This is a genomic window from Streptomyces sp. NPDC059169, from assembly GCF_042755225.1.
Lineage (GTDB): Bacteria > Actinomycetota > Actinomycetes > Streptomycetales > Streptomycetaceae > Streptomyces.
Genome location: NZ_JBHZCF010000002.1, coordinates 205,087 through 230,686, shown reverse-complemented (window position 1 = coordinate 230,686; position 25,600 = coordinate 205,087). Strand labels below are relative to the sequence as shown.

Here is a 25,600-nt window from a genome sequence, read left to right as displayed (position 1 = left end):
GAATCGGCACGTCTTTGCCCGGGGGATGCACCCCCGGCCCCCTCGCTGCGGGCAGTCTGGGGGACAGCCTGGAAGTCTACGGCTCCCCACTGACAGAAGGGGGCCGCTCGCGGTACCGCGGCGGGGGTGACAGGCCCGGGTGGCGGGTTGGGACCGCGGGCACTCGGGAATACCGTCGTGCGTTGAGCGGGACGGAACACCCGTCCCCTTTGCACGCACCAGGAGGCACCCAGCGATGTCGGTCCACCAGCCCTCGTCCGGCGCACGAGGCGAGGAGATCCTCTCCGTCTTCGACGCCGCCTTCGGCGAGCTCCTGGCCGCCGACCCGGCCGCGTTCCGGGTGAAGTTCCGCAAGATGGCGGCCTCCGCCTTCGCCTTCTACCGGGGCTCGGCGAGCCTGTTCTACAACGACCTGGAGAGGGAGCAGCACGGCGGCCCGTACCTGGACGAGCGCACCAGCCGGGTCTGGATCCACGGCGACCTGCACGCCGAGAACTTCGGCACGTACATGGACGCCAACGGTCGGCTGATCTTCAACGTCAACGACTTCGACGAGGCCTACGTCGGCCCTTTCACCTGGGACGTCAAGAGGCTCTCCGCCTCCCTGGCGCTGATCGGCTACACCAAGGCGCTCGGCGACGAGCAGATCACCGAGCTGGTCCGGATCTACGCGGCCGCCTACCGCGAGCGCATCCACGCCCTGGCGACCGGTGCCAAGAACGACGAGGTGCCGCCGTTCACCCTGGACACCGCCGAAGGCCCGCTGCTGGACGCGCTGCGCAGCGCCCGCTCGCTCACCCGCTTCGGACTGCTCGACTCGATGACCGAGATCCGTGACTTCGAGCGGCGCTTCGCCCCGGGCGGCGGAGCGATCGAGCTGGACGCGGCGACGCGGTACAAGGTGCTGGCCGCGTTCGACGGCTATCTGGAGACCCTGCCCGAGGCGAGCCTGACGCGCCCGGACTCCTACCGGGTGAAGGACGTGGTCGGGCGGCGCGGCATCGGCATCGGTTCGGCCGGGCTGCCCTCCTACAACATCCTGCTGGAGGGCAACAGCGACGCCCTCGAGAACGACGTCGTGATCTACATGAAGCAGGCACAAACGCCCGCGGTGTCCCGGCACGTCAGCGACCGGCGCGTCCGCGAGTACTTCCAGCACGAGGGGCACCGGACGGTGATCTCGCAGCGGGCGCTCCAGGCGCACGCCGATCCGTGGCTGGGCTGGACGGAGATCGAGGAGGGCGGCCGCCGCACCGGCCAACTGGTCGCGGAGGTCTCGCCGTACGCCGTCGACCTGGACTGGTCGGACATCGACGACCCGGAGGAGATCGCGGCCGTGGTCGCGGACCTGGGCCGGGCGACGGCGACCATGCACTCCGCGGCGGACGACGAGAGCGGCCACTCCCTGGTCCCGTTCTCCACGGAGCGCGCCATCGACGCCGCGATCGCGGCCGACGAGGACGGCTTCGCCGACGTGATGGTGGACTTCGCGCACAGCTACGGCGCCCGGGCTCGGGCCGACCACCAGATCTTCCTGGACCTCTTCCGCAACGGAAGGATTCCAGGTCTGGCCTGAGGACGGATCCTTGGTCGTCGCGTACCGCAGGACATGGCACACTCCTCCACGAACGCCGTGTCCCCGGGACGGCCCCGGAAAACGGCAGCCAGCAGATCCGGCCAGGCAGGGACCCGTTGCACATAGGTGACACGCAGTGTCTCAGGGGGCTGCGGGCAGCGCTCTTCACGGCACTCGTCGTGACGCTGTCCGCGGCCTCCCACGTGCTGCTGTCCGGGGTACCGCTGCCGCTGACGACCGTGTGCTCCGTCACGGCGGCCGTGTTCCTCCTCGCGTACGCGCTGGCGGGCCGCGAGCGCGGCTACGGACCGATCGCGGGCGTTCTGGTCCCGCTGGAGCTGGCCGCGGACACCGTCTTCACCACTGGTCAGCACCTCTGTTACGGGGCCGCCGGCGGACCCGTGGCCGGCTCGCTGCGCTCGGTCGGGGTGGACGTGCTGTGCGGCGGCCACGCGGGCGCGCCACTGCCCGGGGTCACCACGGCGGGCGGCAGGATGGCCGCGCTGGTGGACTCCCCCGACCCCGTCGTGCCGTGGCTGCTGCTGGCCGCCCACGTGTCCGTCGGGCTGCTGGCCGCGGCCTGGCTGCGGCGCGGCGAGTCGGCGCTGGCCGGGCTGCTGCGGGCGGTGGCGGCATTCGCGTTCCGCCCGCTGCTGGTCGCCGTGGCGATGGTCCGCGGCATACACGACACCCCCGGCCCGGCGCCGCGACCCCGCAGCGGTCCGCGCGGGGTCCGCACCCGTCGTTTCGTGCACTCCGTGGGGCGGAGGGGCCCGCCTTCGCCGGCTCTCGCTCCCTGCTGAGCCAGGCAGTCCCCCTTCGAGACCACCACACAACGGAGACACACCACCATGAGTGCACGCAACAGCCAGGCCAACAAGGCTGCCGCCCGTGAGCGCATGCGCCAGGAGCGCGAGCGCCAGGCCAAGCGGGACAAGATCAAGCGGCAGGTCATCGTCGCCGCCTCGGTCGTCGCCGTGCTGGCGGCGGCGGGCGGCGTCGGCTACGCCGTCGTCCAGGCCAACAAGCCCACGGCCTGGGAGGCCGCCAAGGACGCCAAGGTCGTCAAGCCGAAGAACAGCGAGGGCGCGGACGGCACGACGGTCGTCATCGGCAAGCCCACCGCGAAGAAGACCCTGGAGCTCTACGAGGACTCGCGCTGCCCGGTGTGCGCGACGTTCGAGCAGTCCATCGGCGAGACCGTGAGGAAGGACGTCGACGCCGGCAAGTACAAGGTCAAGTACATCGGTGCGACCTTCATCGACGGCTCCCTCCCCGGCGAGGGCTCCAGGAACGCCCTCTCCGCCCTGGGCGCGGCGCTGAACGTGAGCCCCGAGGCGTTCCTCGACTACAAGGCGGCGCTCTACTCCGCGAAGTTCCACCCGGAGGAGCGGGACGACAAGTTCGCCAAGGACGACTACCTCATCGAGGTCGCGGACACCGTGGCGGCCCTGAAGAACAACAGCGAGTTCCAGAAGGCCGTCAAGGACGGTACGTACGACGCCTGGGCGCTGAAGATGTCCGAGGTCTTCCAGAAGAGCGGTGTCGAGGGCACTCCGACGCTGAAGATGGACGGCAAGAAGATCACCGCCGAGGGCGGCGACAACACGCCGATGACGGTGGAGCAGTACAACGCGGCGATCGACAAGGCCCTCAAGGGGTAGCCGCTGGAAAACGGTTGACGAACGGGTAGGCGAACATTCACCAATTCGCCTGCCCGTTCGGCTTACTGGTCAGTAGTGTGACCGGCCGTGACAAGTAGACTCAACGCAACCCACAGCCGCCGCACGGTCGTCAAGGCCGCCGCCGCCACTGCTGTCGCAACCGCCGCCGCGGCCCCCACACTCGCGGCCGCCCCCTCCGCCGTCGCCGCCGAACAGGCTCCCGCCTTCCTCCACGGCATCGCCTCCGGCGACCCGCTTCCGGACGGCGTCCTCCTGTGGACCCGGATCACGCCCGTCCCGGACGCCGTGCCCGGTTCCGGCAAGGGCCCGGAAACAGAGGTCACGTGGGAGGTCGCCGAGGACAGGGGGTTCTCGAACGTCGTCGCACGCGGACGGACGACGGCGAGCGCCGCGTCCGACCACACCGTCAAGGTGGACGTCCGGGGCCTCCGCCACGGAACCACCTACTACTACCGGTTCGGCGCCGGTGAGGCGCTCTCCCCCGTCGGCCGGACGAGGACCGCGCCGGCCGCCGACGCCGCCCCGTCCTCGGTCCGCTTCGGCGTGGTCTCGTGCGCCAACTGGGAGTCGGGCTACTTCTCCGCGTACCGGCACCTGGCCGCCCGCCCCGATCTGGACGCCGTGCTCCACCTGGGCGACTACATCTACGAGTACCAGACGGGCGGTTACCCGGAGCCCAAGTACGTCGTACGCCAGCACGAGCCCAAGCACGAGATCGTCTCGCTCGCCGACTACCGCGTCCGGCACGCCACGTACAAGACGGACACCGACCTCCAGACGCTCCACGCGACCCACCCGGTCATCGCGATCTGGGACGACCACGAGTTCGCCAACGACGCCTGGTCGGGCGGCGCCGAGAACCACACCCCGGGCACCGAGGGCGACTACGCGGTGCGGGCGGCCGCCGCGCGGCAGGCGTACTTCGAGTGGATGCCGGTGCGCGCCTCGACGGAGGGCACGGTCTACCGCCGGCTGCGGTTCGGCAAGCTGGCCGACCTGCACCTGCTGGACCTGCGCTCGTTCCGCTCGGAGCAGGTGAAGGTGGGCAGCGGCAAGGTCGACGATCCCGAGCGCACGATCACCGGACGCACCCAGCTCGACTGGCTCAAGTCGGGCCTGGCGTCCTCGGACGCGGCCTGGAAGCTGGTCGGGACGTCGGTGATGATCTCGCCGGTCGCCTTCGGCGCGTTGCCCGCACGCCTGCTGGGGCCGCTGGCCGAACTACTGGGCCTGCCCAAGGAGGGCCTGGCGATCAACGTGGACCAGTGGGACGGCTACACGGACGACCGCAAGGAGCTGCTCAAGCACCTGACGGACCGGGGGATCAAGAACACGGTCTTCCTCACCGGCGACATCCACATGGCATGGGCCAACGACGTGCCGGTGACGGCCGCGACGTACCCGCTGTCCCGGTCGGCCGCGACCGAGTTCGTGGTGACGTCGGTGACGTCCGACAACATCGACGACATGCTGCACGTCGCGCCGGGCACGCTCTCGCTCGTCGCCGCCACCGCCATCAAGGCCGCCAACCGCCACGTGAAGTGGCTCGACATGGACAGCCACGGGTACGGCGTGCTCGACGTGACGTCCCAGCGCTCGCAAATGGACTACTACACGCTCTCCGACAAGACCCGGCGGGACGCGACGGCCAGTTGGGCGCGTTCCTACCGGACGCTCAACGGAACGCAGAAGGTCGAGCGCGTGAACCAGCCAGTGCACTGAGGGTCTTTTTCAGCCACTCCAGGATCTGTTAACACGAGATCACATCGCTACGACGGGTGGTGTGCTCCGCGGCTCGAATGCGGACACACCACCCGTTGTTTTGCGCGCCCACGTTACGTACAGATCTCAACCACCGGACACAGGTGCAAGTTTTCTCACCGATGTCCGCAATTACTCAAAGATTGAATGGGCCTGATCAATCCTCAACAACTTCTGTCATGGACCCGTAATCTCCCCGCGATGGCCAAGAAGGCCCCCCCCCACAGAACCCCCCGCGAGGAGACACGATGCGTGCTCTTGCCCGTATATCCCCACGTTTGCGCCACCGCGCAATCGGTACGGCAATCATGGCTGGAACCCTGGCACTTGCTCCGCTCTCCGCCCCCACCGGAGTCGCCGCCGCCCAGGCCCCCGCCGCCTCGGCCGCCGCCGAGAAGTGCGCCACGGACGGTACGAACGCAACCGCCCGCGAAGCCCGCCCGGGCTCCTCGGCCGCCGCCACGCGCACCCACGAGCCCAATGAGGTCACCACGGCCAAGGTCGAGGCCATGGAGGCCGACCTGAAGAACAGAGTCGCCGCGTCGAACGCCAAGGGCGCGAGACTCTCGACGGCCGCAGCGGCCACGAGCACCACGATCCCGGTCTACTTCCACGTCATCCACGACGGTTCGACGGGCAAGCTGTCGGCGACCGATATCGCCGACCAGATCGCGGTGCTGAACGCCGCCTACGGCGGCCAGGGCACCGGCAACACGGCGTCGGGCTTCCAATTCTCCCTGGCCGGCACCGACTACACGGACAACGCCGCCTGGTACAACCTGTCCTCCGGCTCCAGCGCCGAGAAGGCCATGAAGACCTCCCTGCGCAAGGGCGGCGCCGGCGCGCTGAACTTCTACACCGCCAACCTCGGCGGCGGCCTGCTCGGCTGGGCCACCTTCCCGTCCGACTACACGTCCAAGCCGTCGATGGACGGCGTGGTGGTCCTCGACAGCTCGCTGCCCGGCGGCTCCGCGACCAACTACGACGAGGGCGACACCGCCACCCACGAGGTCGGCCACTGGATGGGGCTCTACCACACCTTCCAGGGCGGCTGTAACGGCAAGGGCGACTACGTCTCCGACACCCCCGCCGAGAAGAGCGCCGCCTACGCCTGCCCGACCGGCCGCGACACCTGCACCAGAAAGGCCGGCGCGGACCCGATCCACAACTTCATGGACTACACGTACGACTCGTGCATGTACCAGTTCACCGCGGGTCAGGTGCAGCGGATGAACAACAGCTGGAGCGCCTACCGCGCCGGCTGACCGGCGACCGCACCCGAGCGGGTGCGGTGCAGGCCCCGTGAAACGCGCGACGGGCTGCCCCCACCGGGCAGCCCGTCGTCGCCGGCCACGGGCTAGCCCGCGGAGAGCGACTCCAGGAACCCGAGCGCCACCCGCCAGGTCCGCTCGGCGGCCTCCTCGTCGTAGTCGGGCAGATCCGGGTCGGTGTAGAGGTGGCCGGCCCCGCTGTAACGGTGCACCTCGACGTCTGCACCGACCCCGCGCATCTGCAGGTACCAGGCCGTCAGCCAGTCGTGCGGCTCGAACGGATCGGGGTCGGCCCCGTGCAGTTGGACCGGCAGCCCGTCCACTGTGACATTTCTCGCAATGTCCGACGTCCCGTGCAGCAGGAGCAGGCCGCGGGCCTTCTCGTCGCCGAGCGCCAGGTTCTGCGCGAACGCCGCTCCCAAGGAGAGACCGGCGTACACCACCCCCCGGTCGGAGAACGGTGCTGCAGCCAGAACCGCCCGCCTGAGCAACTCCTCGTTGCCCAGCCCCTCCCGGTACTTCAGGCCCTCCTCGACGGAGTCGAAGACCCGACCCTCGAACAGGTCCGGAGTCCACACCTCGTGACCCGCGTCACGCAGACGGTCCGCGGCGGAGAATACCGCGGGTCGACGACCGTACGTCGAATGGAAAAGCATGATGTCCATGCGATGAGGTTACGTTCGAAGACATGGAGAACGTGCTTCGTCCGTTGATCGTCCTCAGTGGCACGATCGTGCTCACGCTGGCGGTGGGTTGGCTGGCCGACCTGTTGCTGCGCCGGACAGACTCCCGGCACACCGAAACCCCCCTGTGGGGGCTGCTGCGCCGCTGCCGGGTACCGCTGCAGGTCGTGCTCTGCACCGCGCTGCTGAGGGCGACCTTCCGCCAGACCCGGATCGAGACCGTCCAGGATCACGAGGCGGGCATCGGGCAACTGCTGACGCTGGTGCTCATCGGAGCCTCGGCCTGGCTGGTGGTGCGGATCGCGACGGCCGTGGTCGAGTCCTCGTACTCGCGGTACGCCGCGACGACCCGTGATCCGGCCCGCGTCCGCCGGGTGCGCACCCAGGTGACGCTGATCCAGCGGGTCGTCACCGCCGTCGTCGGCGTCGTCGCCGTCGCCGCCATGCTGCTGACCTTCCCCGCGATGCGCACCTTCGGCACCTCCATGCTCGCGTCGGCGGGCCTCGTCGGCATCGTGGCCGGTATCGCGGCCCAGTCGACGCTCGGCAACCTCTTCGCGGGGCTGCAGATCGCCTTCGGCGACATGGTGCGGATCGGGGACACGGTGGTCGTGGACGGCGAGTGGGGAACCGTCGAGGAGATCACGCTCACCTTCCTCGCCGTGCGCACGTGGGACGAGCGCCGGATCACCATGCCCGTCTCGTACTTCACGGGCAAGCCCTTCGAGAACTGGTCGCGCGGCGGCGCGCAGATGACCGGCACGGTCTTCTTCCACCTGGACCACTCCGCGCCCGTACACGAGATGCGCGAGAAGCTCCACGACGTCCTGACCGAATGCCCGGCGTGGGACGGCCGGAACTGGTCGCTGGCCGTCACCGACACCACGCCGAGCACGATCGTCGTGCGGGCGGTCGTCACCGCGAAGGACGCGGACGACCTGTGGACCGTGCGGTGCGCGGTGCGGGAACGGCTGGTCGCATGGGTGCACGACGACCATCCGTACGCCCTGCCACGCGTCGCCACCTCGCTGTCGGCGGAGCTGCCGGAGCCACGGAGGGAACACGAGGAGAGCACCCGGAACACGGGCCGGGGCTAGGGAGGCGGGCCCGGGGAGCTCGACGCGGCGAGCTCGGACGACACTCGGCGCCCCGCTCCGCCGTCACCCCTCCCGGCGTTCGGTGCCCCGCCCGGGACGGTCGGCGGTGTTCAGCGGAGGCTGCGGGTGTCGAGGTGGCGCAGCACGCGGTCCACCACCTCCGGGTCGGCGCCCGGCTCGCTACGGGCGGCGAGGACCTCATGGCGTGCTGCGGACATCATCTCGCGCTGGATGCGCTGCACCGTGCGCAGCCGGTCGACCCGCTTCGCGTACCACTCAAGACGCTCGCCTTCGACGATGTCCGGGCTGATCCTCGCACCGATGTCGTACGCGGTGCGGTGCAGCCGGTCGAATGCCTCTTCGGACAGTTCCTCGACCGCCTCGATCTCCTTGAGCCGGCGCTTGGCCGCCTTGGCGGCACGCAGGGCGAGTTCGTGCGTCATCGCCTGCTCGACGTCCGCGTCGGCCCGCACGCCGAGCCGCTTGACGAGCCAGGGCAGGGTGAGCCCCTGGAGGACCAAGGTGGTCATGATCACGACGAAGGCGATGTAGACGATCTCGCCGCGCACCGGGAAGGGAGCTCCGTCAGCCGTCGTCAGCGGGATCGCCAGGGCCAGCGCCACCGATGCCACACCGCGCATGCCCGACCACCACATGACGACGGTCTCGCGCCAGCCGACGGGGATCTCCTCGTCGTAGTCCCTGAGCTTGTGGAGCCGCTTCGCCAGCCAGGTGGCGGGCAGCAGGTACAGCAGCCGTACCAGCACGACCACGCCGACGATCACGGCGCCCCAGCCGATCATCTCGCCCTGACGGACACCCGGCGCCCCGAAGACGTTCTCGAGTTCCAGCCCGATGAGGCCGAAGGCGACACCCGTCACCAGGGTGTCCACGACCCGCCAGAAGGCGTTCCCGGCGAGCCGCCCCATCACGTCGTCCGCGTCGGCCGTGCGCTCGGCGAGATAGAGCGCGGTGACGAGGACCGCGAGCACCCCCGAGCCCAGGAGCTCCTCCGCCAGCACGTAGCTCACGTACGGCACCAGCAGGGTGAGGCCGATCTGCAGGGTCGGATCGCCCAACAGCCCCATGAGGCGGTTGGAGAGCCACCCCAGCGCCAGGCCCACCGCCACGGCCACCACGGCGGAGAGGACCAGCTCCCCCAGCGCCTTCGGCCAGGAGAACGTCCCGCTGACCACGGCGGCGACGGCCACGTGGTAGAGCACGATCGCGGTGACGTCGTTGAAGAGGCCCTCGCCCTCCAGGATCGACACCAACCGGCGGGGCAGCCCGAGCGAGCCCGCGACGGCCGTCGCGGCGACGGGATCGGGCGGAGCGACCAGCGCGCCGAGGACGAGCGCCGCGGCGATCGGCAGTCCGGGGACGACGGCGTGGGCCACCGCCGCCACCGCCGCCATGGTGACGAACACCAGCGCGACCGCCAGCAGCAGGATGGGCCGGATGTTCGCGGCGAACTGCCGCCAGGAGGTGCGCTGCACGGCGGCGTACAGCAGGGGCGGCAGCAGCAGCGGCAGGATGAGCTCGGGAGGCACCTGGATGCTCGGGACGAACGGCAGCAGGGCCAGCCCCACCCCGGCGAGCGTCATGAGTACCGGCGCGGGCAGACCCAGCCGGTCCCCGAGCGGCACCGTGATCACGGCCCCCAGCAACAGCACGAACAGCAGGGCCAGTTGGTCCACGAGCACACCCCTCCGGCGGTCGGATCGGCGACGACGCCCTCCAAGCGTGCCACGCAATCCTGACGAACCGGTCAAACCACTTCAACGTGCGCCGCCCCGACCAGGGTGGCACGGCACTCGCCCACGTGATCCGTGTGGTCGCGGGCCGCGGACCCGACCCGATCCAGGTGGTGCCGCGCCCGACGACCTGACCCGACGTCACCGGTGCGCGCCCCGACAGCGACCGGCCGCCCGGACCGGGGCACGGCCGAGCGGGGCCGTGCCCCTCGACAGCACGACCCACCGGGTGCCGGCAACGACGGCACGGCCCGCGGGCGACCGCTACGAGTGGCGCGACGACGGGCGCAGCGGTCCGCCGCCCGGTGCTCCGGGGCCCACCGCCCCGCATCCGGCGGCAGCGCCGGTCATGCGCTCTCGGCAGCGATCTTGTCGAGCGCGGACTGCAGGTCGTCCGGATACTGGCTCGCGAATTCGACCCACCGCCCGTCGGCCGGGTGCTCGAAACCGAGGCGCACGGCGTGCAGCCACTGCCGGGTGATCCCCAACCGCCGCGCCATCGTCGGATCGGCGCCGTAGGTCAGGTCGCCCACGCACGGGTGCCGATGGGCCGCCATGTGGACCCGGATCTGGTGGGTTCGGCCCGTCTCGAGCTTGATGTCCAGCAGCGAAGCGGCCCGGAACGCCTCGATCAGGTCGTAGTGCGTGACGGACGGCTTGCCGTCGGCGGTCACGGCCCACTTGTAGTCGTGCTGGGGATGGCGGCCGATCGGTGCGTCGATGGTGCCGCTCAGCGGGTCGGGGTGGCCCTGTACGAGGGCGTGGTAGCGCTTGTCGACGGTCCGGTCCCGGAACTGCTGCTTCAGGAGCGTGTAGGCGCGCTCCGACTTGGCGACCACCATCAGGCCGGACGTACCGACGTCCAGCCGGTGCACGATGCCCTGGCGCTCGGCGGCGCCCGAAGTGGAGATCCGGTAGCCGGCGGCGGCCAGCCCGCCGATCACGGTCGTGCCGGTCCAGCCGGGGCTCGGATGGGCGGCCACGCCCACCGGCTTCACGATCACGACGATGTCGTCGTCGTCGTGCACGATCTCCATGCCCTCGACCGGCTCGGCCACGATCTGCACCGGCGCCGGCGCCTGCGGCATCTCGACCTCGAGCCACGAGCCTCCGCTGACCCGCTCGGACTTTCCCACGACCGACCCGTCGACCAGGACCTTGCCGGCGGTCGCGAGCTCGGCCGCCTTCGTCCGGGAAAAGCCGAACATGCGCGAGATGGCGGCGTCGACGCGCTCGCCCTCCAGGCCGTCGGGAACGGGCAGCGTGCGGACCTCGGGAATCGTGCTCACCCGTCGAGTATGCCTTGTCCGTCCCCGTGACCGCGCCGGGTGGTCCGCCGCAACAGCCCGGCACCCCGGGTCCCACGGTCGTCGCGGCTCGCGGTCGCACCGCGGTGAACGCCCGCGGAGAGCCGTGGCACCGGCCACCCCGGCGGGGGTCAGTCCTTGTGGACGGTCCCGTCCGGGTCCAGCCCCCGGAAGGAGAGGATCACGATGAGGAACCCGCCGCACACGATCGCCGAGTCGGCGAGGTTGAAGACGGCGAAGTGGGCGGGTGCGATGAAGTCGACGACCGCCCCTTCGAAGACACCGGGAGAACGGAAGACACGGTCGGTGAGGTTGCCCAGTGCTCCGCCGAGCAGCAGCCCGAGCGCGATGGCCCAGGGCAGGCTGTACAGCTTGCGCGCCAGCCGGGCGATCACCACGATCACCGATGCCGCGATGATCGTGAAGATGATCGTGAAGGCTTCGCCCAGGCCGAAGGCCGCGCCGGGATTCCGGATCGCCTTGAACTGCAGCAGATCACCGATGACCCTGATCGGCTCGTGGTGCTCCAGCTTCGCCACCACGAGCATCTTGCTACCGAGATCCAGCAGGTAGGCCACCGCCGCCACGGCGAACAGCGCGAGGAGGCGGCGCCTGCCCCTGGACTGCTCGGCAGGAGCCGCGGCCTCGTCGTCGACGTCCGGCGTACCGATGATGCGCTCCGTCTCTGCCACGTGAGTCCCTCAACCTAGGTGCTGACTGGTCACGAGGGTACGGCACGCACGTGGGCCCCGGCCCCGGCGCCGGGGGCCGTGGCTCAGCCCCGCCGTTCCTGCTTCTGCTTGTCCTCCACGCAGAGCGTCGCGCGCGGGAAGGCCTGCATCCGCGCCTTCCCGATCGGGTTCCCGCAGATCTCGCAGAGCCCGTACGTACCGGTGTCCAGTTGGTGGAGGGCCCGCTCGGTCTGTTCGACCATCTCCCGGGCGTTGGCGGCGAGCGCAAGCTCGTGCTCGCGGGTGATGTTCTTGGTCCCGGTGTCGGCCTGGTCGTCACCCGCCCCGTCGCCGGAGTCCCGCATCAGTCCCGTCAGCGCCTCCTCGGAATGGCTGATCTCGGCCTGCAGCCGGAGCAGCTCGCTCTCCAGCTCGGCGCGTGCCTCGCTGACCTCCTCCGGGGTCCACGGGTCCTCGCCCGGCCGAACGGCGAGCTCCCCTGGAGCGGCGGTGGCCCGGGCCGGGGGAACCGCCGTCGCGCCGCCCTTCGTGGCCGTGCTGGTCCCGCCCGCGCTCTTCTTGGCTGCCACCGTCCTGGCTCCCGTCTGGTCCGCGGCCTCGGCCGCCCCGTTGGCCGCAGTGGCGGCCTTCCCGGCGTCTGCCTTCGCAGCCGCCTTCCTGCCGGACGGCTTGACGGCCGCCCCGGCAGGAGACGCCGTCGAGCGCCCCGCCGCCTCCTTCTTCACGGCCGCGGTCTTCTTCGCCGCCTTCCTGGCGGTGGCGCCCTTCTTCGCTTCCGCGGCCTTGGGGGCCGCCTTCCCCGACGGCTCCTTCACGGCCTTCTTCGCCGTCCGCTTCGGCGCCGGCGTCTCCTTATCGGCCTTCGTGCGGGCAGGGGCCCGCTTCGCGTCCGCAGCCTTCTTCCCGGCCCGCCCGGCGGCCGCCTTCACCTCGGTCGCGTCCTGTGCGTCGCCGTCGGACGCATCGGCCCTGGCCACCCTCCGGGTGGCCTTCTTCGCAACGGTGTTCTTCCTGCCGTTCGTGTCCGTGACCGCCGCCCCCGCAGCGGCGGTGGAATTCGTTGACGCCGTCTTCTTCACGGCGGTCTTCTTCGCCACCATGGCCGCGGCCCCTTCACATATTGTGATCTTGCTCGCGAATCGTGCTGGGACGATAAATCGGTCCCAGCCCCGCGGCAACGGGGCACGCCGCCGATCGAAGCTGCCCCGCGCCTCCCCACCACGAGTCTGCATCCGTTGTGCCCAGCTCCCCGCCTCGTAATCCGCCACTCGGGCGGTGCCCGACTCCGGACTGCCCGGTCTGCCCGATCGGGTCACGGGCGGAACCCGTGCGACGTCCGTGCGGCAGGCCGGGAAAACCGGTCCGCCTCCGTCGGCGCGGGCCCGTACACTGGGCGCAGCGAAAGGCGTGGATGGGGACGAGTAGCGTCGTACGCAGCCAAGAGCGACCCGGGGACGGTGGGAGCCCGGGGGCGAGCGCGAGGCGAAGCATCACCCCGGAGCCGCCGGAAGAACGCCCGCGGGACGTCCCGCACGGCCAGTAGACCCGGCATCGCGACCCCAATGAGGGGGCTCATCGGCGGCGCCGGGAGCCAAGGAGGGTGGTACCGCGGGAGCACAGCGCTTGGCTCTCGTCCCTCCGACGGAAGAGAGCCACAGTCCGTTGGAGGAGCTCGTCACATGACGCCGCCGCAGTACCACCAGGTACCCGCCCAGGTCGACCTGCCCGCGCTGGAGCACGCCGTGCTCGACTTCTGGCGTGAGAGCAAGATCTTCGCAAAGAGCCTGGAGCAGTCCGAGGGCCGCCCGGAATGGGTCTTCTACGAGGGTCCGCCCACCGCCAACGGCATGCCCGGCGCCCACCACATCGAAGCCCGCGTCTTCAAGGACGTCTTCCCGCGCTACCGCACCATGCGGGGCTACCACGTGGCGCGCAAGGCCGGCTGGGACTGCCACGGCCTGCCGGTCGAGCTCGCGGTGGAGAAGGAGCTCGGCTTCAACGGCAAGAAGGACATCGAGGCCTTCGGCATCGCGGAATTCAACGCCAAGTGCCGCGAGTCCGTGACCCGCCACACCGACGCCTTCGCCGACCTGACGAACCGCATGGGCTACTGGGTCGACCTCGACGCCGCGTACCGGACGATGGACCCGGAGTACATCGAGTCGGTCTGGTGGTCGCTGAAGGAGATCTTCACCAAGGGGCTGCTGGTCCAGGACCACCGCGTCGCCCCGTGGTGCCCCCGCTGCGGCACGGGGCTGTCCGACCACGAGCTGGCGCAGGGCTACGAGACGGTCGTCGACCCGTCCGTGTTCGTCCGCTTCCCCCTGACGTCGGGCCCGCTCGCCGGCGAGGCCTCGCTCCTCGTGTGGACGACGACCCCGTGGACGCTGGTCTCGAACACCGCCGTCGCCGTGCACCCCGAGGTCACCTACGTGGTGGCGACGGACGGCGAGGAGAAGCTCGTCGTCGCCGAGCCCCTGCTGGAGAAGGTGCTCGGCGTGGGGGCGTCGCCCGGGCCGCAGGGACCAGGGGGAGACTGGGTGGCGACCGGGCAGACCTTCACCGGCGCCGAAATGGAGCGCTGGACCTACGAGCGTCCCTTCTCTCTGGTGGAGTTCCCCGCCGAGGCGCACTTCGTCGTCAACGCCGAGTACGTGACCACCGGCGACGGTACGGGCCTGGTCCACCAGTCGCCCGCCTTCGGTGAGGACGACCTCAAGGTCTGCCGTGCGTATGGGCTGCCGGTGGTGAACCCGGTCCGCCCCGACGGCACCTTCGAGGAGGACGTACCGCTGGTCGGCGGGATCTTCTTCAAGAAGGCCGACGAGGCGCTCACCAAGGACCTCGCCACCCGCGGGCTGCTCTTCCGGCACGTCCCGTACGAGCACAGCTACCCGCACTGCTGGCGCTGCCACACGGCGCTCCTCTACTACGCGCAGCCGTCCTGGTACATCCGGACGACCGCGGTCAAGGACCGGCTGCTCGAGGAGAACGAGCGGACGAACTGGTTCCCCGAGTCGGTCAAGCACGGCCGCTTCGGCGACTGGCTGAACAACAACATCGACTGGGCGCTGTCCCGCAACCGGTACTGGGGCACACCACTGCCGATCTGGCGCTGCGAGGAGAACCACCTGACCTGCGTCGGCTCGCGCGCCGAGCTGACCGAGCTGACGGGCGAGGACCAGTCGGCCCTGGACCCGCACCGTCCGTTCATCGACGACGTGACCTTCCCCTGCCCACAGTGCTCGGCGACGTCCACGCGGGTGCCCGAGGTGATCGACGCCTGGTACGACTCGGGCTCCATGCCGTTCGCGCAGTACGGCTACCCGTACAAGGACAAGGAGTTGTTCGAGAGCCGCTACCCGGCGCAGTTCATCTCCGAGGCGATCGACCAGACCCGCGGCTGGTTCTACACCCTGATGGCCGTCGGGACGCTGGTCTTCGACAAGTCGTCGTACGAGAACGTGGTCTGCCTGGGCCACATCCTCGCCGAGGACGGCCGCAAGATGTCCAAGCACCTGGGCAACATCCTTCAGCCGATCCCGCTCATGGACCAGCACGGCGCCGACGCGGTGCGCTGGTTCATGGCGGCCGGCGGCTCGCCGTGGGCGGCCCGCCGCGTCGGTCACGGCACGATCCAGGAGGTCGTGCGCAAGACGCTCCTCACGTACTGGAACACGGTCGCCTTCCAGGCCCTGTACGCACGCACCTCGCAGTGGGCGCCGTCCGCCGCTGACCCGACGCCGGCCGAACGTCCGGTGCTGGACCGCTGGCTGCTCAGCGAGCTGCACGCCCTGGTGGACCAGGTCACGCAGGCGCTGGAGGACTACGACACCCAGCGCGCCGGCAAGCTGCTGTCCGCGTTCGTCGACGACCTGTCGAACTGGTACGTGCGACGCTCGCGGCGGCGTTTCTGGCAGGGCGACAAGGCCGCGCTGCGCACCCTGCACGAGGCCGTGGAGACCGTCACCCGTCTCATGGCCCCGCTGACCCCGTTCATCACCGAGCGGGTGTGGCAGGACCTGGTGGTCCCGGTGACACCCGACGCCCCCGAGTCCGTGCACCTGTCCAGCTGGCCGGAAGCGGACCTCTCCGCCGTCGACCCGACCCTCTCGCAGCAGATGGTGCTGGTCCGCAGGCTCGTGGAGCTGGGACGGGCAACGCGGGCGGAGTCGGGTGTGAAGACCCGGCAGCCGCTGTCACGGGCGCTGGTGGCGGCGGCCGGCTTCGAGTCCCTGTCGCCCGAACTGCACGCCCAGATCACCGAGGAGCTCAACGTCTCGTCGCTGGCGTCCCTGTCCGAGGTGGGCGGTTCGCTGGTGGACACCACGGCCAAGGCGAACTTCCGGGCCCTGGGCAAGCGCTTCGGCAAGGGAGTTCAGGACGTGGCCAAGGCGGTGGCGGCCGCGGACGCGGCGGCACTGTCGCTCGCCCTGCGTGAAGGCGTGGCCACGCTGGAGGTGAACGGCGAGAAGATCACCCTCTCCCCGGAGGAGGTCATCATCACGGAGACCCCGCGCGAGGGCTGGTCGGTGGCTTCGGACCAGGGCGCGACGGTGGCGCTGGACCTGGAGATCACTCCGGAATTGCGGCTCGCGGGCCTGGCCCGGGACGCGATCCGGCTGATCCAAGAGGCCCGCAAGAACAGCGGTCTGGACGTGGCGGACCGGATCGCCCTGCGTTGGTCCTCCACCGACGCGGAGGTCACGACCGCCCTCACGGACCACACCGAGCTGATCGCGGACGAGGTCCTGGCGACCGACTTCGCTCAGGGCGAGGCGGACGGAACGTTCGGGCAGCCGTTCACGGACGAGGGCCTGTCCCTGACGTTCCGCCTCCGCAAGGCGTAGGCGCGCGGCGGGGGCTTTCTCCGTCGTCCCCCTCGCCCCCGGGACACGGTCGAGGCCGTGTGCCGGGGGCGAGGGCGTCTTGGGCGAGGGCCTGGCCTGACCTGGCCTGGCCGGTCGGCCGGTCGGTCGGTTGGTCGGTTGGTCGGTTGGTAGCACGCCGTCTGTACCGGTGTGGGCCGCCTCGACTCGTCTCGCGTGTCCGAAGTCGGACAGGCCCGCGCCCGCCGCCCCCGGCCGGACACCCTTGGCCGCAGCAGCCGGCTCCCCGGCCCTGAATGCCTGCCGACGGCTACGCGCTCAGCGCGTCTCCCGCCGTCAGTTGTCGTCCTCGTCGATGAGGAACCCGCGCATCGGCGACGGCGCCTGCTGCATCGGCTGCTGACCCTGCGGTCGCACCGGTGCCATGGGCTGCGTCATCGCGGGCGACATCTGCTGCTGGCCACCGTACGACTGGGGTCCGCCCATGGGCTGGTTGCCACCCATCGTCTGGTTGCCACCGAACGACGGGGCACCTGCTCCTGCCGGAGCCATCGACGGGGACGGCGGCAGCGACGGGGCCGACTGCGACCGCGGCGGGGCCAGCGAGTCGTCCGCCTGGGTCTCGAGCTGGCGCAGCTGGCTCTCCAGGTACGACTTCAGGCGCGTACGGTACTCACGCTCGAAGCCCCGCAGGTCCTCGACCTTGCGCTCCAGCGTGGCGCGGGCGGACTCCAGGGAGCCCATCGCGACGCGGTGCTTCTCCTGGGCGTCCCGCTCCAGCGCGTCGGCCTTGGCACGGGCGTCCCGCTCCAGGCCCTCGGCTCGCGACCGGGCCTCGCCGACGATCTTGTTGGCCTCGGAACGGGCCTCCGCGATCGCCTGGTCGGCGGTCTGCTGGGCGAGCGACAGCACACGGGCCGCACTGTCGCCGCCCGGACCCTGGCCCGGCTGCGGCATCTGGGGGCCGCCACCCATCGGACCGCCCATCGGGCCACCCATCGGACCGCCCATGGGGCCGCCCATCGGACCACCCTGCATCGGGCCGGGACCCATCGGGCCCTGACCACCGGGACCGGCCGGCAGCTGAGGAGCACCACCGGGCAGCTGGGGGGGACCCATCTGAGGCGGCTGCTGCTGGACGGGGGGTCCGGATATGGCGGCGGGCACGGGTGCCCCTGGACCTCGACTGTCCTGCGGCTCCGGTTTACGCATTCCTTGCTGTTGCTGGTTCTGCGCAGCGGCGCGGGTCGCTGCGGCCAGCTTCGCCCTCAGGTCCTCGTTCTCACGGAGCAGGCGCGTCAGCTCGGCTTCGACCTCGTCGAGGAAGGCATCGACCTCGTCCTCGTCATAGCCTTCTCGGAGGCGGACGGTCGTGAACTGCTTGTTCCGCACGTCCTCGGGGGTCAGCGGCATGTCTTCTTCACCTCTACGTAGTCGTCGGCAGTCGGCAAGACCGTATCGCTCACATCCGGCTCGCAAAGCTGTTCACGATGGAGATCAGGATGTAGACGATGATCATCAGAACGAAGAAGGACAGATCGAGTGCCACGCCCCCGAGACGCAGCGGCGGAATGAACCGCCGCAGGAGCTTGAGCGGTGGATCGGTGACAGTGTAGGTGGCCTCCAGGACGACCACCATCGCCTTCCCGGGTTGCCACGAGCGGGCGAACTGGAAGACGTAGTCCATGACCAGCCGGAAAATGAGCACGATAAGGAAGCACGTCAGCACGATGTAGATCACCTGCAGTGCCACGCCCATCCCGCGCTTCCCTCTCCCCTGGCTCTCGTTGTCCGACCTTGCGGCCGGGCTGTTCCCTCGGTCGTGCTTTCTAGCTCTGGTTGAAGAACCCGCCCTCTGCAATACGGGCCTTGTCCTCCGCCGTGACATCGACGTTAGCAGGCGACAGCAGGAACACCTTCTGCGTCACCCGCTCAATGCTGCCATGAAGACCGAAGACGAGTCCCGCGGCAAAGTCGACAAGTCGCTTTGCATCGGTGTCGTCCATCTCCGTGAGATTCATGATCACCGGAGTGCCCTCACGGAAGTGTTCCCCGATGGTACGGGCCTCGTTGTAGGTCCGCGGGTGCAGCGTGGTGATGCGGTAGGGCTCCCGCTCGGACACGACCTTGGGCATGATCACAGGTGCGTTCTTCTCCAGATTCGGACGTTCAGGTGTGATGGATGCCACGGGGGCGATTCGTGCCGGACGTCCGTTTTCGACGGGGAGCGGTGCGGGATGGGATACGGGCTCGCGCGGCGCGGGCGGTGAGACGGCGCGCGCCGGCTCCTCCCGCTCGACCTGATGGGCGGGCTGGTGCCGGCGGCGGTCCCGCTCGGGCTCCGGCTCCATCTCGGGTTCGAAGTCGTCGTCGGGGTCGAACCCCCGGCCGTCGTACCCATCGTCCTCCACGAGGCCGAGGTAGACCGCCATCTTGCGCATCGCGCCGGCCATTCTCTGAGTCCTCCGCTCTGTGGTGGATCGACTACGTCACCAAGTGCCCGCGATCCACTCGGCCCGTCCGCCGTTCGACGGAAAAGACCATATTTTCTGCCGTGGTCCGACTTGCTTCGCGACGTTACCCGAGCCTGGGTCGGACTCCGAGTACCGCCGTACCGACGCGCACGTGTGTCGCTCCGGCTGCAACGGCCTGTTCGAGGTCCGCACTCATCCCTGCGGACACCATGTTCGCAGTCGGGCGGTCCGCGCGCAGGCGGGATGAGAATTCCACCAGCCGCTCGAAGGCGGCATGTTGACGTCCCGCATAGGGTCCCGAAAGGGGCGCGACGGTCATCAGTCCGTCGAGCCTGAGCCCGGGCGCCGCGTCCACCGCGGCGGCCAACTCCTCGATCCCGTCGGGCGCTACACCACCACGGTCGCCCTGCTGCCCCGACTCCGCGTCAAGGGCCACCTGGATCAGACACCCCAGCTCCCGTTCCGCGTGGACCGCCCCTGCGGACAGGGCACGAACGAGTTTCAACCGGTCGACCGACTGCACCACATCGGCATAACTCGCCACAGATCGGGCCTTGTTCGTCTGAAGCTGACCGACAAAGTGCCATGTAAGCGACAGGTCCGAGCAGGCGGCAGCCTTCGGGGCAGCGTCCTGGTCCTTGTTCTCCGCGACGTGCCGGACCCCGAGTTCGTGCAGCAGCCGGACGTCGCTCGCGGGGTAGGTCTTGGTGACCACGATCAGGGTCACCTCCTCCCGCTTGCGGCCGGCTGCGGCACAAGCGGAGGCGATACGTTCCTCCACGCGCGCCAGGTTCGCGGCCAGTTCGTTCCTGCGGTCGGTCATGCCCCATCCAGCCAGACATAGCCCGCGAGCCGCCCGGTGGTGCGGTCGCGGCGGTACGAGTAATGGTCCTCGGATTCCCGGGTGCAGACCGAAGACGCCGTACGGTCCGTCACCCCGAGGGCCTCGAGCTGGGCGTGCACCCCAGCGGTGACGTCGACGGCCGGAGTGCCCCAGCTCGTCTCGGCCCAAGCCGCCGGCGCCACCGCGGCGACGTCGGACCGCATGGCTTCCGGGACTTCGTAGCAGCGCCCGCAGACCGCCGGACCGGTCCGGGCCACGATGCGCGCCGGATCGGCCCCCAGTGTGACCATCGCCTCGACGGCGGCCGGAACGACCCCGGCGACCATTCCGGGCCGTCCCGCGTGGGCGGCGGCCACGACCGACGCGACGGGGTCGGCCAACAGCACAGGGGTGCAGTCAGCGGTGAGGACCGCGAGCGCCAGACCGCGCCGGGCGGTCACCACCCCGTCCACCGCAGGGACGTCCCCGGACGTCCAGGGACCGTCGACGACGGCGACCTCCGGCCCGTGCACCTGGTTCATCCACACGACGAGGCCCGGGTCGAGTCCCAGGGATCCGGCCACGAGCGCCCGGTTCCTACCAACGGCGACGGGGTCGTCACCGACCGCACCGCCCAGGTTGAGCTCCTCGTACGGAGCGGCGCTCACCCCGCCCCACCTGTCGGTGAAGGCGAAGTGCGCGCCGCTCACGGTGTCGTGCTCGTGTATCACTTCAGGAAGTCCGGGACGTCCAGCTCTTCCGCCTGGCTGTCGTACGGACGGGCCGGCGGGACCTGCGGGGAGGGGGTCGACGGCAGCGGCGTCTCGTTGTTCGCGGCCGGTGCGGGCTCGACCGGCGCCGCCGGCTCCTCGCGCGGCGGAACGGTGCCGAGGCCGCCCAGGGTCCTCGGTGCCTCGGGACGGGAGGACGGGGTCGGGGCCGGTTCGTCGCGCTTGGCGGACGCGGAACCGATCACGTTGTCCCGTCGGGCGGGGGGCTGCCCCCCGTCGAAGCCCGCGGCGATGACCGTGACCCGTACCTCGTCCCCCAGGGCGTCGTCGATGACGGCGCCGAAGATGATGTTGGCTTCGGGGTGGGCGGCTTCGCTGACCAGCTGTGCCGCCTCGTTGATCTCGAACAGACCCAGGTCCGAGCCGCCGGAGATGGAAAGGAGGACGCCGCGCGCGCCGTCGATGGAGGCCTCGAGCAGTGGCGAGGAGATCGCCATCTCGGCCGCGGCCACGGCGCGGTCGTCCCCGCGGGCCGAACCGATGCCCATGAGCGCGGAGCCCGCCTCGGACATCACCGACTTGACGTCGGCGAAGTCGAGGTTGATCAGTCCCGGGGTGGTGATGAGGTCCGTGATGCCCTGGACGCCGGAGAGCAGCACCTGGTCCGCGGACTTGAAGGCGTCCAGCACGCTGACCTGGCGGTCCGAGATGGACAGCAGCCGGTCGTTCGGGATGACGATGAGGGTGTCGACCTCTTCGCGGAGTTCGGCGATGCCGTCTTCGGCCTGGTTGGCGCGGCGTCGGCCCTCGAAGGTGAAGGGCCGGGTGACCACGCCGATGGTCAGGGCTCCGAGCGAGCGTGCGATGTTGGCCACGACGGGCGCGCCGCCGGTGCCGGTGCCGCCCCCTTCGCCGGCGGTGACGAAGACCATGTCGGCCCCCTTGAGGACCTCCTCGATCTCCTCGCGGTGGTCCTCTGCCGCCTTGCGGCCGACTGCCGGGTTGGCGCCGGCGCCGAGGCCGCGGGTGAGCTCGCGACCGACGTCGAGCTTGACGTCGGCGTCGCTCATCAGCAGGGCTTGCGCGTCGGTGTTGATCGCGATGAACTCGACGCCCTTGAGGCCGACCTCGATCATCCGGTTGATGGCATTGACACCACCGCCGCCGACACCGATGACCTTGATGACTGCGAGGTAGTTCTGCGGTGCTGCCACGTCGAAGGCCTCTCGCCTCGAGATACGTGTCGCCGCTCCGCGGGTGATCCCGCGCCGCGACGACGGATGCCGATGGGACGGTCCGAAACGCCGACCCAAACCCTAACGTTGAAGTTTAGGGTTACCAGTGTCTCTGATTCCTGGACTCTCTCGAACGAGACACTAAGTCGACAAGTGGCGCGCGTTCAACGAACACGCCGAACCTCCCGTTTTTCTTTTCACCCTATGTGATCAGCCGTTGCGCTGACCAACCAGGGTGTTGGCCTGCGCATTTGTGCGTCAACTGCCCGATGCGGCAGGCGCCGTGGGTGCACTCACGTCGAAGTGCCGGGCTTCGGGCTCCGCCTTCATGAGCACGGTGAGCGCCCGAGCCTTGGCCTCCCCTTCTTCGCCGCTGCCCCACTGCACGCTGCGACCGTGCGTCAGCTTCAGTGTGACGGAATCGTACGAGACGACCCGGACGGTCCGGGTGTCCTTCTTGACGTGCGCGGGGAGTTCGCCGACGACGCGGACCGCCTCGCGCACCAGACGCGACTCGCCGAAGCGCGACAGGCTCGGCGACCGGGCAGCCGCCCATTCCAGCAGCGGAAGCCCCCGGGGGGCGTCCTCCACCGTGGCGAAGCGCACGCCTTTTGCGTCCACTTCGATGAACTTGGCCTGCTTCCCGATGAGGAGGACGGGCGTTCGCTCGGTCACCCGGACCGCGATCCCGTGGGGCCAGGAGCGGGCGACTTCGACCGCATCGATGCGGGGCAGTTCCTTGCGCAACCGGTCTTCCATACGACCCGTGTCGACGGAGATCAACGGCTCACCGACGGGCACCTCCGCCACCGCCAGGACTTCACGGGGCGTCAGGACCTTGGTGCCGGACACCCCGACGCGCTCGACGCGCAACCAGTCGGAGCCGTAGAGCGCCCAGACCCCCGCCCCGCCGAGCACGAGCACCGCCACGAGGAGCAGGAGGACGCGGGGGCGGGGCAGGCGGGGGCGCCGGGACGAACTGCCGCCCGGCACCCGGCCGGCTGGCGACGGGCCGTTCGGCTTCCGCGTGCCGCGCTCGGCAGCCGTCGGTCCGGCCATGCTCCCTGCCCTTCCCTACGCCTGACGGCGTGCGGCAATCGCCTCGTACACCATTCCGACAAGCAGATCGTCGGCATCCCGGCGGCCGAACTCGGCGGCAGCACGGGACATCTCGTACAGCCGGTGCGGATCGGCGAGCACCGGGAGCACGTTCCCCTGGATCCACTCGGGGGTCAGCTCGGCGTCGTCGACCAGGAGTCCACCGCCCGACTTCACCACCGGCTGGGCATTGAGCCGCTGTTCGCCGTTGCCGATCGGCAGCGGGACATAGGCGGCCGGCAGCCCGACGGCGGAGAGTTCGGCGACGGTCATGGCGCCCGCGCGGCAGAGCATCATGTCGGCCGCTGCGTACGCCAAGTCCATCCGATCCACGTACGGTACCGGGATGTAGGGCGGCATCCCGGGCATGTTGTCCACGCGTGGCAGTTCGTTCTTCGGACCCACGGCGTGCAGGATCTGGATGCCGGAGCGCTGGAGCAGCGGTGCGACCTGCTGCACCACTTCGTTGAGTCGGCGGGCTCCCTGGGAACCGCCGGAGACCAGCAGCGTGGGCAGGCTGGGGTCGAGACCGAAGGCGGCGCGCGCCTCGGGCCTGACCCGGGCCCGGTCGAGGGTGGCGATGGAACGACGCAACGGGATGCCGATGTAGCGGGCGCCGCGCAGCTTGCTGTCGGGGGTCGAAACCGCGACGGCGGCGGCGTACCGGGAGCCGATCTTGTTGGCCAGGCCCGGGCGGGCGTTGGCCTCGTGCACGATGATCGGCACCCCGAGCCGCTTCGCGGCGAGGTAGCCCGGCAGCGCGACGTAGCCGCCGAAGCCCACGACGGCGTCGGCCTTGGTGCGCTCCAGGACCTGTTCCGCGGCCTTGATCGTGCCGCGCAGCCGCCCCGGGACGGTGATCAACTCGGGGGTCGGCTTGCGTGGCAGCGGCACCGCGGGGATCAGTGCCAGCTCGTAGCCCCGCTCCGGGACGAGCCTGGTCTCCAGTCCCCGTTCCGTGCCGAGGGCAGTGATGCCCACCGTCGGATCGTGCCTACGCAGGGCGTCCGCGAGGGCGAGCGCAGGCTCGATGTGGCCGGCGGTCCCCCCGCCGGCGAGTACGACATGCACCGAAATTCACCGCTCTCCGGACGGACGTTCCTTGACGCGCCGTCTCATCGTCTTCCATCTCACCCCGGGCGTCCGCATGGCCAGGGCCGCCCTCGCGGCGGGATCCTCTCGCGCGAAGGCGATCAGCAGTCCCACGGCGAACATGGTCGGCAGCAGGGCGGAGCCCCCGTATGAGAACAGCGGGAGGGGGACACCGGCGATCGGCAGCAGGCCGAGCACCGCACCGATGTTGACCACGGCCTGGGCCGTGATCCAGGTGGTCACGCCTCCCGCGGCGTACCTCACGAAGGGGTCCTCCGTGCGTCCGGCCACGCGGATACCCGCATAGCCTAGAGCCGCGAACAGGGCGAGCACCGACAGCGTCCCCGCCAGCCCCAGTTCCTCCCCGGTGATGGCGAAAATGAAGTCGGTGTGCGGCTCAGGGAGTTGACCCCATTTTTCCACACTTGCCCCGATGCCAGAACCGAACCAGCCTCCGGACGCAAGAGCATAGATCCCGTGCACGGCCTGCCAGCAGTGGTCGTCGGGTCCCGGATCTGTCGCGCCGATGCACTGGAACCTGGCCATGCGGTTGGAACTCGTCCTGATCAGGACGGCACCGATCACCGTGGCGACGCCGAGGACCCCCGCGAAGAGACGGGTGGGTGCCCCGGCGAGCCACAGGAGCCCGAAGAGGATCGCGGTCAGGATGATGGCGGTGCCCATGTCGCCGCCGAGCATGATCAGGCCGAGCAGGACGAAGGCGACCGGGACGAGCGGCACGAGCAGGTGCTTCCACTGGGTGAGCAGCCGCTTTTCCTGTTTGCGGGCGAGCAGGTCGGCGCCCCAGAGGATCAGCGCGAGCTTGCCGAACTCGCTGGGCTGGAGCTGGAAGGGCCCGCCCAGGTAGAGCCAGTTCTGGTTGCCGTTGACGGCATGCCCTATCCCCGGGACCTGGACCAGGACCATCAGGAAGACGCTACCGACGAGCAGGGGGTACGCCAGGGCCCGGTGGAGCTTGGACGGCATCCGGGAGGCGATCAGCAGCAGGCACGTGCCGATGGCGGCCGCGAGGAACTGCTTCCTGAAGAAGTAGGACGCGGGCAGGGACAGCTCCAGCGCGGTGATCATCGACGCGGAGTAGACCATCACCAGCCCCAGCACCGTGATCAGCAACCCTGCGCCCAGGATCAGGTAGTAGGCGGTGAGCGGGCGGTCCCAGGCGCGTCGCGCCCTCTCGTACAGCACTCGGAGTCCGTTCCCGGACGGAGAGGTCGGCCCTCCGCCGTTGCGGCCCCCGCCCCTGCGCGGGGCGGGCGACCGGCGCGACCCCGCGGTGCCGTTGCGCAGCAGGACACCCGGAGGGGCCGAGGCGACGGCCGGTTGCGGCGCCGGGACGCGGCCCACGGAGGCGGCCGCGTCCGCGAGGGCGCCGACGAACCGGCGGGCTGCGGCCGCACTGTGCGCGGGGAGTACCCGCTGGGGCGCGGTGGCGTCGGGCGGCATGGTCGCTGTCCCCTCCAGTCGTGGCCGA

At 70.1% G+C, this 25,600-nt stretch carries 21 protein-coding genes; 7 read left to right on the top strand and 14 right to left on the bottom strand.

Annotation, left to right across the window (positions count from 1 at the left end):
* Positions 1-235: 235 nt before the first annotated feature.
* The 5 genes from ACFXOM_RS04890 (at position 236) to ACFXOM_RS04870 (ending at position 6,287) form a co-directional block, all read left to right on the top strand.
* The gene (locus ACFXOM_RS04890; protein ID WP_384944278.1) at positions 236-1,576 is read left to right on the top strand and encodes a DUF2252 domain-containing protein; all 1,341 of its coding nucleotides are present in this window, start codon (positions 236-238) and stop codon (positions 1,574-1,576) included.
* A gap of 116 nt (positions 1,577-1,692) precedes the next feature.
* Positions 1,693-2,379, top strand: coding sequence for a hypothetical protein (locus tag ACFXOM_RS04885; protein ID WP_384929968.1), 687 nt, complete (start codon positions 1,693-1,695; stop codon positions 2,377-2,379).
* Between the two features lie 48 nt (positions 2,380-2,427).
* A complete protein-coding gene (locus ACFXOM_RS04880; RefSeq protein ID WP_384929971.1) occupies positions 2,428-3,240 on the top strand; it encodes a DsbA family protein in 813 nt (270 codons plus the stop codon).
* An 87-nt stretch (positions 3,241-3,327) separates the two neighbouring features.
* Positions 3,328-4,983, top strand: coding sequence for an alkaline phosphatase D family protein (locus tag ACFXOM_RS04875; RefSeq protein WP_384929974.1), 1,656 nt, complete (start codon positions 3,328-3,330; stop codon positions 4,981-4,983).
* A 347-nt stretch (positions 4,984-5,330) separates the two neighbouring features.
* A complete protein-coding gene (locus ACFXOM_RS04870) occupies positions 5,331-6,287 on the top strand; it encodes a zinc metalloprotease (RefSeq protein ID WP_384944280.1) in 957 nt (318 codons plus the stop codon).
* Positions 6,288-6,379: 92 nt separating this feature from the next.
* Here ACFXOM_RS04870 and ACFXOM_RS04865 read toward each other — a convergent pair whose 3' ends face one another.
* Positions 6,380-6,958 carry a dienelactone hydrolase family protein gene (locus ACFXOM_RS04865; RefSeq protein ID WP_384944282.1) on the bottom strand — a complete coding sequence of 193 codons (579 nt, stop codon included), beginning with the start codon at positions 6,956-6,958 and terminating at the stop codon, positions 6,380-6,382.
* Between the two features lie 23 nt (positions 6,959-6,981).
* Here ACFXOM_RS04865 and ACFXOM_RS04860 point away from each other — a divergent pair, with 23 nt between their 5' ends.
* Positions 6,982-8,073 (top strand): mechanosensitive ion channel family protein, encoded by a 1,092-nt coding sequence (locus ACFXOM_RS04860; RefSeq protein WP_384929983.1) that lies wholly within the window; start codon positions 6,982-6,984, stop codon positions 8,071-8,073.
* Positions 8,074-8,183: 110 nt separating this feature from the next.
* On the opposite strand, the gene ACFXOM_RS04855 is transcribed toward ACFXOM_RS04860, so the two are convergent.
* The 4 genes from ACFXOM_RS04855 to ACFXOM_RS04840 all read right to left on the bottom strand — a co-directional run bounded on the left by ACFXOM_RS04855 (position 8,184) and on the right by ACFXOM_RS04840 (position 12,926).
* Positions 8,184-9,770, bottom strand: a complete 1,587-nt coding sequence (locus ACFXOM_RS04855) for a Na+/H+ antiporter (protein WP_384929986.1) — start codon at positions 9,768-9,770, stop codon at positions 8,184-8,186.
* A gap of 404 nt (positions 9,771-10,174) precedes the next feature.
* Positions 10,175-11,116, bottom strand: a complete 942-nt coding sequence (locus ACFXOM_RS04850) for an RluA family pseudouridine synthase (RefSeq protein WP_384929989.1) — start codon at positions 11,114-11,116, stop codon at positions 10,175-10,177.
* 149 nt (positions 11,117-11,265) lie between these two features.
* The gene (lspA, locus tag ACFXOM_RS04845; RefSeq protein ID WP_384929991.1) at positions 11,266-11,826 is read right to left on the bottom strand and encodes a signal peptidase II; all 561 of its coding nucleotides are present in this window, start codon (positions 11,824-11,826) and stop codon (positions 11,266-11,268) included.
* Between the two features lie 83 nt (positions 11,827-11,909).
* Positions 11,910-12,926 carry a TraR/DksA C4-type zinc finger protein gene (locus ACFXOM_RS04840; protein WP_384929993.1) on the bottom strand — a complete coding sequence of 339 codons (1,017 nt, stop codon included), beginning with the start codon at positions 12,924-12,926 and terminating at the stop codon, positions 11,910-11,912.
* Between the two features lie 579 nt (positions 12,927-13,505).
* On the opposite strand from ACFXOM_RS04840, the gene ileS reads away from it, so the two are divergent.
* Positions 13,506-16,676, top strand: coding sequence for an isoleucine--tRNA ligase (gene ileS, locus ACFXOM_RS04835; RefSeq protein WP_384929996.1), 3,171 nt, complete (start codon positions 13,506-13,508; stop codon positions 16,674-16,676).
* A 315-nt stretch (positions 16,677-16,991) separates the two neighbouring features.
* Here ileS and ACFXOM_RS04830 read toward each other — a convergent pair whose 3' ends face one another.
* From ACFXOM_RS04830 to ftsW, 9 genes are all read right to left on the bottom strand, one after another.
* Entirely contained in the window at positions 16,992-18,068 is a 1,077-nt protein-coding gene (locus ACFXOM_RS04830; protein WP_384929999.1) for a DivIVA domain-containing protein, read from the bottom strand.
* Between the two features lie 49 nt (positions 18,069-18,117).
* On the bottom strand, positions 18,118-18,414 hold the full coding sequence (locus ACFXOM_RS04825; RefSeq protein WP_384930002.1) for a YggT family protein: 297 nt from the start codon (positions 18,412-18,414) through the stop codon (positions 18,118-18,120).
* A 70-nt stretch (positions 18,415-18,484) separates the two neighbouring features.
* The gene (locus ACFXOM_RS04820; RefSeq protein WP_384930005.1) at positions 18,485-19,108 is read right to left on the bottom strand and encodes a cell division protein SepF; all 624 of its coding nucleotides are present in this window, start codon (positions 19,106-19,108) and stop codon (positions 18,485-18,487) included.
* Between the two features lie 124 nt (positions 19,109-19,232).
* Complete coding sequence (locus ACFXOM_RS04815; protein ID WP_384930008.1) at positions 19,233-19,952, bottom strand: YggS family pyridoxal phosphate-dependent enzyme; 720 nt, start codon at positions 19,950-19,952, stop codon at positions 19,233-19,235.
* Positions 19,949-20,683, bottom strand: a complete 735-nt coding sequence (pgeF, locus tag ACFXOM_RS04810) for a peptidoglycan editing factor PgeF (protein WP_384930010.1) — start codon at positions 20,681-20,683, stop codon at positions 19,949-19,951. The genes ACFXOM_RS04815 and pgeF overlap by 4 nt, the downstream gene beginning before the upstream one ends.
* Positions 20,680-21,897, bottom strand: a complete 1,218-nt coding sequence (gene ftsZ, locus ACFXOM_RS04805; protein ID WP_384930013.1) for a cell division protein FtsZ — start codon at positions 21,895-21,897, stop codon at positions 20,680-20,682. Before ftsZ ends, pgeF begins: the two co-directional genes overlap by 4 nt.
* Before the next feature lie 279 nt (positions 21,898-22,176).
* Positions 22,177-22,977, bottom strand: coding sequence for a cell division protein FtsQ/DivIB (locus tag ACFXOM_RS04800; protein WP_384930016.1), 801 nt, complete (start codon positions 22,975-22,977; stop codon positions 22,177-22,179).
* 15 nt (positions 22,978-22,992) lie between these two features.
* Positions 22,993-24,087: an undecaprenyldiphospho-muramoylpentapeptide beta-N-acetylglucosaminyltransferase gene (gene murG / locus ACFXOM_RS04795; RefSeq protein ID WP_384930018.1), complete on the bottom strand. Its 1,095-nt coding sequence runs from the start codon at positions 24,085-24,087 to the stop codon at positions 22,993-22,995.
* A gap of 6 nt (positions 24,088-24,093) precedes the next feature.
* Complete coding sequence (ftsW, locus tag ACFXOM_RS04790; protein WP_384930020.1) at positions 24,094-25,572, bottom strand: putative lipid II flippase FtsW; 1,479 nt, start codon at positions 25,570-25,572, stop codon at positions 24,094-24,096.
* Between the last annotated feature and the right edge of the window lie 28 nt (positions 25,573-25,600).

Excerpts from the sequence above, each read along its gene's own strand:
- ACFXOM_RS04890 (WP_384944278.1), top strand. The coding sequence starts at position 236 with ATGTCGGTCCACCAGCCCTCGTCCGGCGCACGAGGCGAGGAGATCCTC.
- ACFXOM_RS04880 (WP_384929971.1), top strand. The coding sequence starts at position 2,428 with ATGAGTGCACGCAACAGCCAGGCCAACAAGGCTGCCGCCCGTGAGCGC.
- ACFXOM_RS04870 (WP_384944280.1), top strand. The coding sequence starts at position 5,331 with ATGGCTGGAACCCTGGCACTTGCTCCGCTCTCCGCCCCCACCGGAGTC.
- ACFXOM_RS04865 (WP_384944282.1), bottom strand. The coding sequence starts at position 6,958 with ATGGACATCATGCTTTTCCATTCGACGTACGGTCGTCGACCCGCGGTA.
- ACFXOM_RS04860 (WP_384929983.1), top strand. The coding sequence starts at position 6,982 with ATGGAGAACGTGCTTCGTCCGTTGATCGTCCTCAGTGGCACGATCGTG.
- ACFXOM_RS04840 (WP_384929993.1), bottom strand. The coding sequence starts at position 12,926 with ATGGTGGCGAAGAAGACCGCCGTGAAGAAGACGGCGTCAACGAATTCC.
- ileS (WP_384929996.1), top strand. The coding sequence starts at position 13,506 with ATGACGCCGCCGCAGTACCACCAGGTACCCGCCCAGGTCGACCTGCCC.
- ACFXOM_RS04830 (WP_384929999.1), bottom strand. The coding sequence starts at position 18,068 with ATGCCGCTGACCCCCGAGGACGTGCGGAACAAGCAGTTCACGACCGTC.
- ACFXOM_RS04825 (WP_384930002.1), bottom strand. The coding sequence starts at position 18,414 with ATGGGCGTGGCACTGCAGGTGATCTACATCGTGCTGACGTGCTTCCTT.
- ACFXOM_RS04820 (WP_384930005.1), bottom strand. The coding sequence starts at position 19,108 with ATGGCCGGCGCGATGCGCAAGATGGCGGTCTACCTCGGCCTCGTGGAG.
- ACFXOM_RS04815 (WP_384930008.1), bottom strand. The coding sequence starts at position 19,952 with ATGACCGACCGCAGGAACGAACTGGCCGCGAACCTGGCGCGCGTGGAG.
- ACFXOM_RS04800 (WP_384930016.1), bottom strand. The coding sequence starts at position 22,977 with ATGGCCGGACCGACGGCTGCCGAGCGCGGCACGCGGAAGCCGAACGGC.
- ftsW (WP_384930020.1), bottom strand. The coding sequence starts at position 25,572 with ATGCCGCCCGACGCCACCGCGCCCCAGCGGGTACTCCCCGCGCACAGT.